The organism is Pseudomonas sp. S2_H10 (assembly GCF_054668285.1).
This window is the reverse complement of the sequence record NZ_CP162754.1, coordinates 5,700,950-5,714,844: the sequence shown is the minus strand read 5'-3', so window position 1 is coordinate 5,714,844 and position 13,895 is coordinate 5,700,950. Positions and strand designations below refer to the sequence as shown.

10 protein-coding genes are annotated in these 13,895 nt (G+C 61.1%); 4 read left to right on the top strand and 6 right to left on the bottom strand.

Going from position 1 to position 13,895, the window contains the following annotated elements; genetic code table 11:
* Positions 1 to 56: 56 nt before the first annotated feature.
* Positions 57 to 2,432, bottom strand: a complete 2,376-nt coding sequence (ppsA, locus tag AB4O16_RS25805; RefSeq protein WP_460156147.1) for a phosphoenolpyruvate synthase — start codon at positions 2,430 to 2,432, stop codon at positions 57 to 59.
* 174 nt (positions 2,433 to 2,606) lie between these two features.
* Between ppsA and ppsR the strand changes: the two genes are divergently transcribed.
* Positions 2,607 to 3,425, top strand: coding sequence for a posphoenolpyruvate synthetase regulatory kinase/phosphorylase PpsR (gene ppsR / locus AB4O16_RS25800; RefSeq protein WP_160387416.1), 819 nt, complete (start codon positions 2,607 to 2,609; stop codon positions 3,423 to 3,425).
* Between the two features lie 117 nt (positions 3,426 to 3,542).
* On the opposite strand, the gene prpF is transcribed toward ppsR, so the two are convergent.
* The 5 genes from prpF to AB4O16_RS25775 form a co-directional block, all read right to left on the bottom strand.
* Positions 3,543 to 4,733 carry a 2-methylaconitate cis-trans isomerase PrpF gene (prpF, locus tag AB4O16_RS25795; RefSeq protein ID WP_460156146.1) on the bottom strand — a complete coding sequence of 397 codons (1,191 nt, stop codon included), beginning with the start codon at positions 4,731 to 4,733 and terminating at the stop codon, positions 3,543 to 3,545.
* Positions 4,734 to 4,799: 66 nt separating this feature from the next.
* Entirely contained in the window at positions 4,800 to 7,394 is a 2,595-nt protein-coding gene (gene acnD / locus AB4O16_RS25790; RefSeq protein WP_460156145.1) for a Fe/S-dependent 2-methylisocitrate dehydratase AcnD, read from the bottom strand.
* 203 nt (positions 7,395 to 7,597) lie between these two features.
* Positions 7,598 to 8,725, bottom strand: a complete 1,128-nt coding sequence (gene prpC, locus AB4O16_RS25785; protein ID WP_046042905.1) for a bifunctional 2-methylcitrate synthase/citrate synthase — start codon at positions 8,723 to 8,725, stop codon at positions 7,598 to 7,600.
* Positions 8,726 to 8,890: 165 nt separating this feature from the next.
* Positions 8,891 to 9,781: a methylisocitrate lyase gene (prpB, locus tag AB4O16_RS25780; protein ID WP_007971535.1), complete on the bottom strand. Its 891-nt coding sequence runs from the start codon at positions 9,779 to 9,781 to the stop codon at positions 8,891 to 8,893.
* Entirely contained in the window at positions 9,778 to 10,497 is a 720-nt protein-coding gene (locus tag AB4O16_RS25775) for a GntR family transcriptional regulator (protein WP_150715717.1), read from the bottom strand. The genes prpB and AB4O16_RS25775 overlap by 4 nt, the downstream gene beginning before the upstream one ends.
* A 297-nt stretch (positions 10,498 to 10,794) precedes the next feature.
* Between AB4O16_RS25775 and rloA the strand changes: the two genes are divergently transcribed.
* From rloA to AB4O16_RS25760, 3 genes are read left to right on the top strand one after another with little or no spacing between them, the layout of a single operon-like run.
* Positions 10,795 to 11,331: a retropepsin-like aspartic peptidase RloA gene (gene rloA, locus AB4O16_RS25770; RefSeq protein WP_085716837.1), complete on the top strand. Its 537-nt coding sequence runs from the start codon at positions 10,795 to 10,797 to the stop codon at positions 11,329 to 11,331.
* A 5-nt stretch (positions 11,332 to 11,336) separates the two neighbouring features.
* Positions 11,337 to 12,872 (top strand): osmotic stress tolerance membrane protein RloB, encoded by a 1,536-nt coding sequence (rloB, locus tag AB4O16_RS25765; RefSeq protein WP_110661525.1) that lies wholly within the window; start codon positions 11,337 to 11,339, stop codon positions 12,870 to 12,872.
* The gene (locus tag AB4O16_RS25760; protein WP_160387422.1) at positions 12,872 to 13,858 is read left to right on the top strand and encodes an alpha-L-glutamate ligase-like protein; all 987 of its coding nucleotides are present in this window, start codon (positions 12,872 to 12,874) and stop codon (positions 13,856 to 13,858) included. The genes rloB and AB4O16_RS25760 overlap by 1 nt, the downstream gene beginning before the upstream one ends.
* The last annotated feature ends 37 nt before the right edge of the window (positions 13,859 to 13,895 follow it).

The following is a 13,895-nucleotide window of genomic DNA, read 5'->3' as shown; positions in this document are numbered from 1 at the left end:
TTAGCGACCATCGCGAGCGAGCTCGCTCCTACAGAGAGCGGTCCGTTTTTACAGGATCAAGCCGAAGCTTGACCTTCAGCCAGGAAGAACCAGGTTTCCAGTACGGAATCCGGGTTCAACGAAACGCTTTCGATGCCCTGTTCCATCAGCCACTTGGCCAGGTCCGGGTGGTCCGAAGGGCCCTGACCGCAGATGCCGATGTACTTGCCGGCCTTGTTGCAGGCGGCAATGGCGTTGGCCAGCAACTTCTTGACCGCCGGATTACGCTCGTCGAACAGGTGCGCGATGATCCCGGAGTCACGGTCCAGGCCCAGGGTCAGCTGGGTCAGGTCGTTGGAACCGATGGAGAAACCGTCGAAGAATTCGAGGAATTCTTCAGCCAGGATGGCGTTGGACGGCAGTTCGCACATCATGATCACGCGCAGGCCGTTTTCGCCACGGGCCAGACCGTTTTCAGCCAGCAGATCCACCACCTGGCTCGCTTCGCCCAGGGTACGGACGAACGGCACCATGATTTCGACGTTGGTCAGGCCCATCTCGTTGCGCACACGCTTGAGGGCGCGGCACTCGAGCTCGAAGCAGTCGCGGAACGATTCGCTGATGTAACGCGAAGCGCCACGGAAGCCCAGCATCGGGTTCTCTTCTTCCGGCTCGTACAGCTTGCCGCCGATCAGGTTGGCGTATTCGTTGGACTTGAAGTCCGACAGACGCACGATGACCTTTTTCGGCCAGAACGCTGCGGCCAGGGTGCTGATGCCTTCAACCAGCTTCTCGACGTAGAAACCGACCGGATCGTTGTAGCCGGCGATGCGCTTGTCGACGCTTTCCTTGATTTCCAGCGGCAGGCCGTCGTAGTTCAGCAGTGCCTTGGGGTGCACGCCGATCATGCGGTTGATGATGAACTCCAGGCGGGCCAGGCCCACACCGGCGTTCGGCAACTGTGCGAAGTCGAAGGCGCGGTCCGGGTTGCCGACGTTCATCATGATCTTGAACGGCAGCTCCGGCATGGCGTCCACGGAGTTCTTCTTGATGTCGAAGCCCAGTTCGCCTTCGAAGATGAAACCGGTGTCGCCTTCGGCGCAGGAAACGGTCACGCCCTGGCCGTCTTTCAACAGCTGGGTGGCGTTGCCGCAACCCACTACCGCCGGAATACCCAGTTCACGGGCGATGATCGCCGCGTGGCAGGTACGGCCGCCACGGTTGGTGACGATGGCGCTGGCGCGCTTCATGACCGGCTCCCAGTCCGGGTCGGTCATGTCGGACACCAGTACGTCGCCTGGCTGGACCTTGTCCATCTCGGACACGTCCTTGATGATGCGCACCTTGCCGGCGCCGATGCGCTGGCCGATGGCACGGCCTTCCACCAGCACGGTGCCGGTTTCCTTCAACAGGTAACGTTCCATGACGTTGGCCTGGGTGCGGCTCTTCACGGTTTCCGGACGGGCCTGCACGATGTACAGCTTGCCGTCGTCACCGTCCTTGGCCCACTCGATGTCCATCGGGCACTGGTAGTGCTTCTCGATGATCATCGCCTGCTTGGCCAGCTCGCTGACTTCAGCGTCGCTCAGGCAGAAACGCGCGCGTTCAGCCTTGTCGACGTCGACGGTCTTGACCGAACGACCGGCCTTGGCCTCGTCGCCGTAGATCATCTTGATGGCCTTGCTGCCCAGGTTGCGGCGCAGGATCGCAGGGCGACCGGCTTCCAGCGTACCTTTGTGGACATAGAATTCATCCGGGTTCACCGCACCTTGCACGACGGTTTCACCCAGGCCGTAGGCGCCGGTGATGAATACAACATCACGGAAGCCCGATTCGGTATCGAGGGTGAACATCACGCCGGCAGTGCCGGTTTCAGAGCGGACCATGCGCTGCACGCCGGCCGACAGGGCTACCAACTTGTGGTCGAAGCCCTGGTGCACGCGATAGGAGATCGCGCGATCGTTGAAAAGGGAGGCAAACACTTCCTTGGCGGCGCGAATGACGTTCTCGACACCACGGATGTTCAGGAAGGTTTCCTGCTGACCGGCGAAGGAAGCGTCCGGCAAGTCTTCGGCGGTAGCGGAAGAACGCACGGCCACGGCCACGTCAGGGTTGCCGGCGGACAGCGCGGCGAACGCGGTACGAATTTCGGCATTCAGTTTTTCAGGGAACTCGGCTTCCATGATCCATTGACGGATCTGGGCACCGGTCCTGGCCAGGGCGTTGACATCGTCGACGTCCAGGGCGTCGAGGGCAGCATGGATCTGATCGTTCAGGCCGCTCAGTTCCAGGAAATCACGATACGCCTGAGCGGTCGTGGCGAAGCCACCGGGCACCGATACACCGGCACCTGCCAGGTTGCTGATCATCTCGCCCAGGGATGCGTTCTTGCCCCCCACGTGCTCAACGTCGTCTTTGCCGAGCTTGTCGAGGGAAACTACGTACTCTACCAAGGTGATCTCTCCACTAACTGTGTTGGAAAAGCTCAGAAACCGGCTGCTCGAAGGAGCGTTTGCCAGTTGTATGGCCTGGACCTGGAAAATAAGTGAGAATGCGGGCCATTGGCGGCCGGCAAATCGCGCCTATCATATCCAAGATTCGTTACTAGCTTAAGGCCCAAGGTGCAAATGAAACGATCTGCTTTCTTTATCTCCGATGGTACCGGCATTACCGCCGAAACCCTGGGTCAAAGCCTTCTGGCGCAGTTCGAAAACATTACCTTCAGCAAAGTCACGCGGCCGTACATCGACAACGTGGACAAAGCGCGGGCCATGGTACAACAAATCAACAAGGCCGCCGAAATCGACGGCTTCCGTCCGATTATCTTCGACACCATCGTCAATCAGGACATTCGTGAGATTCTCGCGACCTCGAATGGTTTCATGATCGACATTTTCTCGACGTTCCTGGCACCGCTCGAACAGGAACTGACCGAGCATTCTTCCTATACCGTGGGCAAATCCCACTCCATCGGTGCCAACACCAATTACATGGAGCGTATCGAGGCCGTTAACTTCGCCCTCGACAACGACGACGGCGCCCGCACGCACTATTACGACAAGGCCGACCTGATACTAGTGGGCGTGTCGCGATGCGGTAAGACACCGACGTGCCTGTACATGGCGATGCAATTCGGCATCCGCGCGGCCAACTACCCGCTGACCGAAGACGACATGGAACGCCTGCAACTGCCGTCCGCCCTGCGCGCCCACCAGCACAAGCTGTTCGGCCTGACCATCGACCCGGACCGCCTCACCGCGATCCGCAACGAGCGCAAGCCCAACAGCCGCTATTCGAGCTACGCCCAGTGCGAGTTCGAAGTGCGCGAGGTCGAGAACCTGTTCCGCCGGGAAAACATTCCGAACATCAACTCCACGCATTTTTCCGTGGAAGAAATTTCCGCGAAGATTCTCGTGGAGAAAGGTGTGGAGCGGCGGTTCAAGTAAATCTCCAGCGAAGATCAACTGTAGGAGCGAGCTTGCTCGCGATGGTATGTCATTCACATTGGTGTCGACTGACACTCCATCGCGAGCAGGCTCGCTCCTACAGGGTTTTTGGTGATCCTAGAAAGAATCCCCCGGCACCCGCACAAACCCTTCCATCAATACCCGCGCACTGCGGCTCATGATGGCTTTTTTCACCGTCCATTCACCGTTGACCTGACTGGCCTCGGCGCCGACGCGCAAGGTGCCGGACGGGTGGCCGAAGCGCACCGCGTTGCGTTCGATGCCACCCGCTGCGAGGTTCACCAGAGTGCCGGTGATCGCCGCCGCCGTGCCGATTGCGACTGCCGCCGTGCCCATCATTGCGTGATGCAGCTTGCCCATGGACAGCGCACGCACCAGCAGGTCGACATCGCCTGCCGCAACGGCTTTGCCGCTGGACGAAACGTAGTCCGCAGGCTTGGCCACGAACGCCACCTTCGGCGTGTGTTGGCGCTTGGCCGCTTCGTCGATGTTGGCAATCAGGCCCATGCGCAGTGCGCCGTAGGCACGAATGGTCTCGAACATCAGCAAGGCTTTCGGGTCGCCGTTGATCGCGCCCTGCAACTCGGTGCCCTTGTAGCCGATGTCTTCGGCGTTGACGAAAATCGTCGGGATGCCGGCATTGATCAGGGTCGCCTTGAAGGTACCGACGCCGGGCACTTCCAGGTCATCCACGAGATTGCCGGTAGGGAACATCGACCCGCCGCCGCCCTCTTCTTCCGCCGCCGGATCGAGGAACTCGATCTGCACTTCGGCCGCCGGGAAGGTCACGCCGTCGAGTTCGAAATCGCCGGTCTCCTGTACTTCACCATTGGTGATCGGCACGTGGGCGATGATGGTCTTGCCGATGTTGGCCTGCCACACGCGAACCACCGCCACACCGTTGTGCGGAATGCGGCTGGCATCGACCAGGCCATTGCTGACGGCGAACGAGCCGACCGCGGCCGACAGGTTGCCGCAGTTGCCGCTCCAGTCGACGAAGGGCTTGTCGATCGACACTTGGCCGAACAGGTAATCGACATCGTGATCGGCCTTGGTGCTTTTCGACAGGATCACGGTTTTGCTGGTGCTGGAGGTCGCGCCGCCCATGCCGTCGATTTGCTTGTCGTACGGGTCGGGGCTACCGATCACGCGCAACAGCAAACCGTCGCGGGCCGGACCCGGGACCTGTGCCGCTTCGGGCAAATCCTTCAGGCTGAAAAACACGCCTTTGCTGGTGCCGCCACGCATGTAGGTGGCTGGAATCTTGATCTGCGGTGCATGAGCCATAATGCTCGTTACTCCTGATTTGAAAGCAGACACGGGACTCAAGGTCCCGTGTCTGTATTGCGTGTGTTAAACGGCGACCGCCGATTCTTCGAGGAAGTCCTGGGCGAAGCGTTGCAACACGCCGCCGGCTTCGTAGATCGACACTTCTTCGGCGGTGTCGAGACGGCAGGTCACCGGCACATCGACGCGCTCGCCGTTCTTGCGATGGATCACCAGGGTCAGCTCGGCACGCGGGGTGCGGTCGCCGATCACGTCATAGGTTTCGCTGCCGTCGATGGCCAGGGTATGGCGGTTGGTGCCCGGCTTGAACTCCAGCGGCAACACGCCCATGCCCACCAGGTTGGTGCGGTGAATGCGCTCGAAACCTTCGGCGGCGATCGCTTCCACACCCGCCAGGCGCACGCCCTTGGCCGCCCAGTCGCGGGACGAACCCTGGCCGTAGTCGGCGCCGGCAATGATGATCAGCGGCTGCTTGCGATCCATGTAGGTTTCAATGGCTTCCCACATGCGCATCACTTTGCCTTCCGGCTCGACACGAGCCAGCGAACCCTGCTTGACCTTGCCGTTTTCCTGGACCATTTCGTTGAACAGTTTCGGGTTGGCAAACGTCGCGCGTTGCGCGGTCAAGTGGTCACCACGGTGAGTCGCGTAGGAGTTGAAGTCCTCTTCCGGCAGGCCCATTTTCGCCAGGTATTCGCCGGCGGCGCTGTCGAGCATGATCGCGTTGGACGGCGACAGGTGATCGGTGGTGATGTTGTCCGGCAGTACCGCCAGCGGGCGCATGCCCTTGAGCGGACGAGCGCCGGCCAGCGCGCCTTCCCAGTATGGCGGACGGCGGATGTAGGTGCTCATTTCGCGCCATTCGTACAGCGGCGCGACTTTCGGGCCGGTGTCTTCGTGGATGGCGAACATCGGGATGTACACCTGGCGGAACTGCTCAGGCTTGACCGACGCTTTAACCACTGCGTCGATTTCTTCGTCGCTCGGCCAGATGTCTTTCAGGCGGATTTCCTTGCCATCCACCACGCCCAGCACATCCTTTTCGATGTCGAAACGGATGGTGCCGGCGATGGCGTAAGCGACGACCAATGGCGGCGACGCGAGGAACGCCTGCTTGGCGTACGGGTGAATCCGTCCGTCGAAGTTACGGTTGCCGGACAACACGGCAGTGGCGTACAGGTCACGGTCGATGATCTCTTGCTGGATCACCGGGTCCAGTGCACCGGACATGCCGTTGCAGGTGGTGCAGGCGAAAGCCACGACGCCGAAGCCGAGCTTGTCCAGCTCATCGGTCAGCCCGGCTTCGTCTAGGTACAGCGCGACGGTTTTCGAACCCGGCGCCAGGGACGACTTGACCCAAGGCTTGCGGGTCAGGCCGAGCTTGTTGGCGTTGCGCGCCAGCAGGCCGGCGGCGATCACGTTGCGCGGGTTGCTGGTGTTGGTGCAGCTGGTGATGGCGGCAATGATGACAGCGCCGTCCGGCATCTGGCCCGGTACATCGTCCCATTGGCCGGAGATGCCTTTGGCCGCCAGATCGGAAACCGCGACACGGGCGTGCGGGTTGCTCGGGCCAGCCATGTTGCGCACGACCGAGGACAGGTCGAAGGTCAGGCCGCGCTCGTATTGCGCGCCTTTCAGGCTGTCGGCCCACAGGCCTGTGATCTTGGCGTAGTTCTCGACCAGCTGAACCTGCTCGTCTTCACGGCCGGTGAGCTTGAGGTAGTCGATGGTCTGCTGGTCGATGTAGAACATCGCCGCGGTGGCGCCGTATTCCGGGGCCATGTTGGAGATGGTCGCGCGGTCGCCCAGGGTCAGGGCCGAAGCGCCTTCGCCGAAGAACTCCAGCCAGGCACCGACCACTTTCTGCTTGCGCAGGAACTCGGTCAGCGCCAGCACCATGTCGGTGGCGGTGATGCCCGGTTGCAGCTTGCCAGTCAGTTCGACACCGACGCTTTCCGGCAGACGCATCCACGATGCGCGGCCGAGCATCACGCTTTCGGCTTCAAGGCCACCGACACCGATGGCGATCACGCCCAACGCATCGACGTGCGGGGTGTGGCTGTCGGTACCGACGCAGGTGTCGGGGAACGCCACGCCGTCACGCACCTGGATCACCGGAGACATTTTCTCCAGGTTGATCTGGTGCATGATGCCGTTGCCCGGCGGGATCACGTCGACGTTCTTGAACGCCTTCTTGGTCCAGTTGATGAAGTGGAAGCGGTCTTCGTTGCGACGGTCTTCGATGGCGCGGTTCTTCTCGAACGCGTCCGGATCGAAGCCACCACGCTCGACGGCCAGGGAGTGGTCGACGATCAATTGCGTCGGCACCACCGGGTTGACTTGCGCAGGGTCACCGCCTTGCAGGGCGATGGCGTCACGCAGGCCGGCGAGGTCGACCAGCGCGGTCTGGCCGAGAATGTCGTGGCACACCACGCGAGCCGGGAACCACGGGAAGTCGAGGTCGCGCTTGCGCTCGATGAATTGCTTGAGGGATTCGGTGAGCGTGGCCGGGTCGCAGCGACGCACCAGGTTTTCCGCCAGCACACGGGAGGTGTACGGCAGAGTGTCGTAGGCGCCAGGCTGGATCGCCTCGACCGCTGCGCGGACATCGAAGTAATCCAGGTGGCTGCCGGGCAGCGGTTTACGGAATTGAGTGTTCATCGTCAGGACTCGGTCACGGTAGTTACAAAAGGCGGGGCCTGGCACCAGAATTGAAGTTCACACCATCCACTGTGGGAGCGGGCTTGCCCGCGATGACTGAGTCACATCCAACAGGTATGTCGACTGACCCGCCGCTATCGCGGGCAAGCCCGCTCCCACAGGTTTTTCGGTGAACCTCAATATCAGTGCTTGGCCTCCACCATTCAGCGTTGTTCGATTGGTACGAACTTGCGCTGTTCAACGCCGGTGTACTCGGCGCTCGGGCGGATGATGCGGTTGTTGGCGCGTTGTTCGTACACGTGGGCGGCCCAGCCGGTCAGGCGCGAGCAGACGAAGATCGGTGTGAACAACTTGGTCGGAATGCCCATGAAGTGGTACGCCGAGGCATGGTAGAAGTCGGCGTTCGGGAACAGTTTCTTCTGTTCCCACATGGTCTTGTCGATGGCTTCGGATACCGGGAACAACACCTTGTCGCCCACTTCGTCAGCGAGTTTTTTCGACCAGCCCTTGATCACTTCATTGCGCGGATCGTTGTCCTTATAGATCGCGTGGCCGAAGCCCATGATCTTGTCCTTGCGCTCGAGCATGCCGAGGGTGCCCTTGATCGCGTCTTCCGGCGACGAGAAGCGCTCGATCATTTCCATCGCCGCTTCGTTGGCGCCGCCGTGCAGCGGGCCGCGCAACGAGCCGATGGCCGCGGTGATGCACGAATACAGGTCGGACAGGGTCGACGCGCAGACACGTGCGGTGAAGGTCGACGCGTTGAACTCGTGCTCCGCGTAGAGGATCAGCGAAACGTTCATCACCTTGACGTGCAGCTCGCTCGGCTTCTTGCCGTGCAGCAGGTGCAGGAAGTGGCCGCCGATGGACTGCTCGTCGCTCACGCAATCGATGCGCTTGCCTTCGTGGCTGAAGCGATACCAGTAGGTCATGATCGCCGGGAACGCAGCCAGCAGGCGGTCGGTCTTGTCGTGCTGCTCGGAGAAGTTGTTCTCCGGCTCCAGGTTGCCCAGGAACGAGCAGCCAGTGCGCATCACGTCCATCGGGTGGGCGTCGGCGGGGATGCGTTCCAGCACTTCCTTGAGCGCTTGCGGCAGGTCACGCAGCTTGCTCAGCTTGGTGATGTAGGCGTTCAGTTGCGCCTTGCTCGGCAGCTCGCCGTACAGCAGCAGGTAAGCGACTTCTTCGAACTGTGCGTCAGCCGCCAGTTCACGAACGTCATAACCACGATAGGTCAGACCGGCACCCGACTGGCCCACGGTGGACAGTGCGGTTTGCCCGGCAACCTGGCCACGGAGCCCGGCGCCACTGAGTACTTTTGCTTCGGCCATTTCTGTCTCCAGTTTTTCTTGAATTTGTCAGAGAAACTTATCTCGCTTCCTGTAGGAGCGAGCTTGCTCGCGATGGTGGACGCTGCACCGCTGGGCATCAGGCTACCCGCGTTATCGTTGACGTCCATCGCGAGCGAGCTCGCTCCTACAGTTACAGGGTGTTCATTATTTCTTCGCTGCGAACAACGCATCGAGCTTCTGCTCGAAGGTGTGGTAGTCGATGCGATCGTAAAGTTCCATACGGGTCTGCATGGTGTCGATGACGTTCGCCTGCGTGCCATCGCGGCGCAGTGCGGTGTAAACGTTTTCGGCGGCCTTGTTCATGGCGCGGAAGGCTGACAGCGGATACAGCACCAGCGACACGTCGACAGCGGCGAGTTGCTCGGTGGTGTACAGCGGCGTCGCGCCGAACTCGGTGATGTTGGCCAGGATCGGCGCTTTCACACGGCTGGCGAACAGCTTGTACATGTCCAGTTCGGTGATGGCTTCCGGGAAGATCATGTCGGCGCCCGCCTCGATGCACGCGGCGGCGCGATCCAGGGCAGACTCCAGACCTTCCACCGCCAGGGCGTCGGTACGGGCCATGATCACGAAGCTGTCGTCGGTACGGGCATCGACGGCGGCCTTGATACGGTCGACCATTTCCTGCTGGGTCACGATTTCCTTGTTGGGACGGTGACCGCAGCGCTTGGCGCCAACCTGGTCTTCGATGTGAATCGCCGCCGCGCCGAACTTGATCATCGACTTCACGGTACGAGCCACGTTGAACGCCGACGAACCGAAACCGGTGTCCACGTCCACCAGCAGCGGCAGGTCACACACGTCAGTGATGCGGCGCACGTCGGTCAGCACGTCATCCAGGCCGGTGATGCCCAGGTCAGGCAGGCCGAGGGAGCCGGCAGCGACCCCGCCACCCGACAGGTAGATCGCCTTGAAACCGGCGCGCTTGGCCAGCAGCGCGTGGTTGGCGTTGATCGCGCCGACCACTTGCAGGGGATGTTCGCTGGCGACCGCATCGCGGAAACGCTGGCCTGGTGTGCTCTTGTTCAAACTCATGACTCACCTCGTTTGGCTGTCGGGTTGACGCCGTCCTGGTAGTGACGGGCGATATTGCGTTTGGAGGCGCCGATGTGACGGCGCATCAACAACTCGGCCAGCTCACCGTCACGGTCGGCGATGGCATCGAGAATGCGGTGGTGCTCGGCGAACGCCTGGTGCGGGCGATTGGGCGTGGTGGAAAACTGGATGCGGTACATGCGCACCAGTTGATAGAGCTCGCCGCAGAGCATTTGGGTCAGCGTGCGGTTGCCGCTGCCCTGGATGATTCGGTAATGGAAGTCGAAATCGCCTTCCTGCTGGTAGTAGCCGACACCTGCCTGGAACGCCGCATCGCGCTCGTGGGTTTCCAGGACTCGACGCAGCTCATCGATTTCTTCGAGGCTCATGCGCTCGGCGGCCAGGCGACAGGCCATGCCTTCCAGGGATTCGCGAATTTCGTAGAGTTCAACCAGTTCGGCGTGATTGAGCGACACCACCCGCGCGCCGACATGCGGTACGCGCACCAGCAGGCGCTGGCCTTCCAGCCGGTGGATGGCTTCGCGCAACGGGCCACGGCTGATGCCGTAGGTGCGCGCCAGTTCCGGTTCGGAGATTTTGCTGCCCGGCGCGATCTCGCCTTTGACGATAGCCGCCTGAATGCGGCGGAAGACGTTCTCGGAAAGCGTCTCCGTATCGTCTTGCGTAGAAACCGGGGGATCGAGTTGATCCAGCATATTGTCGACACCTTGTGAGCCAATGCCGCAAAAACTAACGAATACCGGCGGCGCAGTCAAAGGATAAATAGATATTGTCGACAATCTTCTGATAACCGGTTGCACCATAAGGAAGCGACCCCATGGTTTATAGCCACCGGCCAGCGCTGGCGCCGTCAAACCACCGTGCTAGAATGCCGCCCGCATTTGTTTGTCACATCTGCACTGCCTGTCATGAAAACCTGACAGGCGTACGAGGGAGCTTGCGCAGCGATGCCAGGGCCTTGAATCAAGTCGGACCGCTGCGCATCAGGATTTATGAGACTCAAGCCCTTCCCTGCCTTCCTTTATTTACTTTGCCTGCCCGGGTTCGCAATGGCCGGGGAAAAGACCGTGTATGGCCTCAACGAGTACGCTTCGCTCAATGGCATCGACCTGGAAGTGGCCGCCAAGCTCGACACCGGGGCGAAAACCGCTTCCTTGAGTGCGCGGGATATCAAACGCTTCAAACGCAACGGCGAATCGTGGGTGCGCTTTTACCTGGCCATCGACGCCGCCCATTCGCACCCGATCGAACGCCCGCTGGCCCGTGTCAGCAAGATCAAGCGCCGGGCCGGCGACTACGACCCGGAGGAAGGCAAGAAGTACACCGCCCGCCCCGTGATCGAACTGGACATCTGCATGGGCTCGGCCCTGCGCAGCATCGAAGTGAACCTGACCGACCGCAGCGCGTTCCAATACCCGCTCCTGATTGGCTCCGAAGCACTCAAGCGCTTCGATGCACTGGTTGACCCCAGCCTTAAATATGCTGCCGGCAAACCCGCCTGCACCACCGACGCTCATACCGCCGAGTAATTCAAATGCGCTCTCTTACCCTTCATCTGAAACTGCTGATCGCCATCCTGGTGGTGCTGGGCATTTCAGTCACGGCCTATCAGATCTTCGTGCTGGGCATCCCGGTGACCGAAGACGCCACTGACGACCTGTGGAACATCGACGCCAAGGTCGAGTTCGTCGCCAGTGCCAAGGATCCGGTCAAGATCCAGATGTTCGTGCCGCCGCTGAGCCGCGACTTCGTCAGCCTCAACGAGAGCTTCATCTCCAATAACTACGGCGTGGCCGTGAACCGGGTCGACGGCAACCGCAAGGTCACCTGGTCGGCACGCCGGGCCAAAGGCAATCAGACGCTGTATTACCGCCTGGTGCTGACCAAGCGTTATTCCGGCGAGAAAGCCAAGATCAAGGGCCCGACCTTCCGTGACAGCGTCGCCATCGAAGGCCCGGAAAAAATCGCCGCCGAAGCCCTGCTCGCACCGATTCGCCAGCACTCGGCCGACGTCGAAACCTTCGTCGGTGAAGCGATCAAGCGGGTCAACAACCTCAACGACGACAACGTGAAACTGTTGCTGGCCGGTGATCCATCCACCGCGCACAAGGCGAAAATCGTCGAGTTGCTGCTGTCCATCGCCCACGTGCCGATCGAGAAGGTCCACACCATCCGCCTGGTGGCCGACCAGCCGCAAGTACCGGAACTGTGGCTGCGCAGTTTCAACGGCACCGACTGGCTGTACTTCAACCCGGAAACCGGTGAGCAGGGCCTGCCGACCGACCGCCTGCTGTGGTGGACCGGCGACGAAAACCTGATCACCGTCGACGGCGGCAAGAAAGCCAACGTGACCTTCAGCCTGAACAACAGCGAAATGAACGCCATTCGCCTGGCCAAGCTGACCGACGAAAACACCGACGCCAACTTCCTCGAGTACTCGCTGTACGGCCTGCCGCTGCAGACCCAGCAGACCTTCATGATCATGGTGATGATCCCGATCGGCGTTCTGGTGATCCTGATCCTGCGCAACCTGATCGGCATCCAGACCCTGGGCACCTTCACGCCGGTGCTGATCGCCCTGGCCTTCCGCGAAACCCAGCTCGGTTTCGGCATCGTGCTGTTTACCATCATCACCGCGCTGGGCCTGTCGCTACGTTCGTATCTCGAACACCTGAAGCTGCAAATGCTGCCGCGGCTGTCGGTGGTGCTGACCTTCGTGGTGGTGCTGATCGCGGCGATCAGCCTGTTCAGCCACAAACTCGGCCTGGAGCGCGGCTTGTCGGTGGCGCTGTTCCCGATGGTGATCCTGACCATGACCATCGAACGCCTGTCGATCACCTGGGAAGAACGTGGCGGCGGCCACGCCATGAAAGTGGCCATCGGCACGCTGTTCGCCGCATCCCTGGCGCACCTGATCATGACCGTGCCGGAACTGGTGTACTTCGTGTTCACCTTCCCGGCGATCCTGCTGATCCTGGTGGGCTTCATGCTGGCCATGGGTCGTTATCGCGGTTATCGCCTGACCGAACTGGTGCGCTTCAAGGCTTTCCTGAAGAAGGCTGACGCCTGATGTTCGGCCTCTGGAAGACCTGGAAGGCCCTGGAAGCCCGGGGCATCATGGGGATCAATCGGCGCAACGCAGACTACGTGCTCAAGTACAACAAGCGCAGCCTGTACCCGATCGTCGATGACAAGATCCTCACCAAGGAGCGCGCCATCGCCGCCGGCATCCATGTGCCCGAGCTGTATGGCGTGATCTCCACCGAGAAGGAAATCGACAAGCTCGAAGAGATCATCGGCGGACGCAACGACTTCGTGATCAAACCGGCCCAGGGTGCCGGTGGCGACGGCATCCTGGTGATCGCCGACCGCTTCGAGGGACGGTACCGCACGGTGTCCGGCAAGATCATCAGCCATGAGGAAATCGAACATCAGGTTTCCAGCATCCTGACCGGTTTGTACTCCCTGGGTGGTCACCGCGACCGGGCGCTGATCGAGTACCGCGTGATTCCGGACCAGATCTTCAAGAGCATCAGCTACGAAGGCGTGCCGGACATCCGCATCATTGTCTTGATGGGCTACCCGGTGATGGCCATGTTGCGCCTGCCGACGCGCCAGTCCAACGGCAAGGCCAACCTGCACCAGGGCGCCATCGGTGTCGGCGTGGACCTGGCCACCGGCCTGACCCTGCGCGGCACCTGGCTGAACAACATCATCAACAAACACCCGGACACCACCAACGCGGTGGATGGCGTGCAACTGCCCTACTGGGACGGTTTCATGAAACTCGCCGCCGGTTGTCATGAGTTGTGCGGGCTGGGCTACATCGGTGTCGACATGGTCCTGGACCAGGAAAAAGGCCCGCTGATTCTTGAACTCAACGCCCGGCCGGGGCTGAACATTCAGATTGCCAATGACTGCGGGCTGACGTTGCGCACCCATGCGGTCGAGGCTCGCCTGGAAGACCTGAAGGCCCGCGGCGTGACCGAAACCGTCGAGGAACGCATAGCGTTTGTGCAGGAGATGTTCGGGCATATTCCTGCGGTCGAGGGTTGATCCGGTGTGGTGAGGGGGCTTGCCCCCTCGCCACATG

Excerpts from the sequence above, each read along its gene's own strand:
- ppsR (WP_160387416.1), top strand. The coding sequence starts at position 2,607 with ATGAAACGATCTGCTTTCTTTATCTCCGATGGTACCGGCATTACCGCC.
- prpF (WP_460156146.1), bottom strand. The coding sequence starts at position 4,733 with ATGGCTCATGCACCGCAGATCAAGATTCCAGCCACCTACATGCGTGGC.
- acnD (WP_460156145.1), bottom strand. The coding sequence starts at position 7,394 with ATGAACACTCAATTCCGTAAACCGCTGCCCGGCAGCCACCTGGATTAC.
- prpC (WP_046042905.1), bottom strand. The coding sequence starts at position 8,725 with ATGGCCGAAGCAAAAGTACTCAGTGGCGCCGGGCTCCGTGGCCAGGTT.
- prpB (WP_007971535.1), bottom strand. The coding sequence starts at position 9,781 with ATGAGTTTGAACAAGAGCACACCAGGCCAGCGTTTCCGCGATGCGGTC.
- AB4O16_RS25775 (WP_150715717.1), bottom strand. The coding sequence starts at position 10,497 with ATGCTGGATCAACTCGATCCCCCGGTTTCTACGCAAGACGATACGGAG.
- rloA (WP_085716837.1), top strand. The coding sequence starts at position 10,795 with ATGAGACTCAAGCCCTTCCCTGCCTTCCTTTATTTACTTTGCCTGCCC.
- rloB (WP_110661525.1), top strand. The coding sequence starts at position 11,337 with ATGCGCTCTCTTACCCTTCATCTGAAACTGCTGATCGCCATCCTGGTG.
- AB4O16_RS25760 (WP_160387422.1), top strand. The coding sequence starts at position 12,872 with ATGTTCGGCCTCTGGAAGACCTGGAAGGCCCTGGAAGCCCGGGGCATC.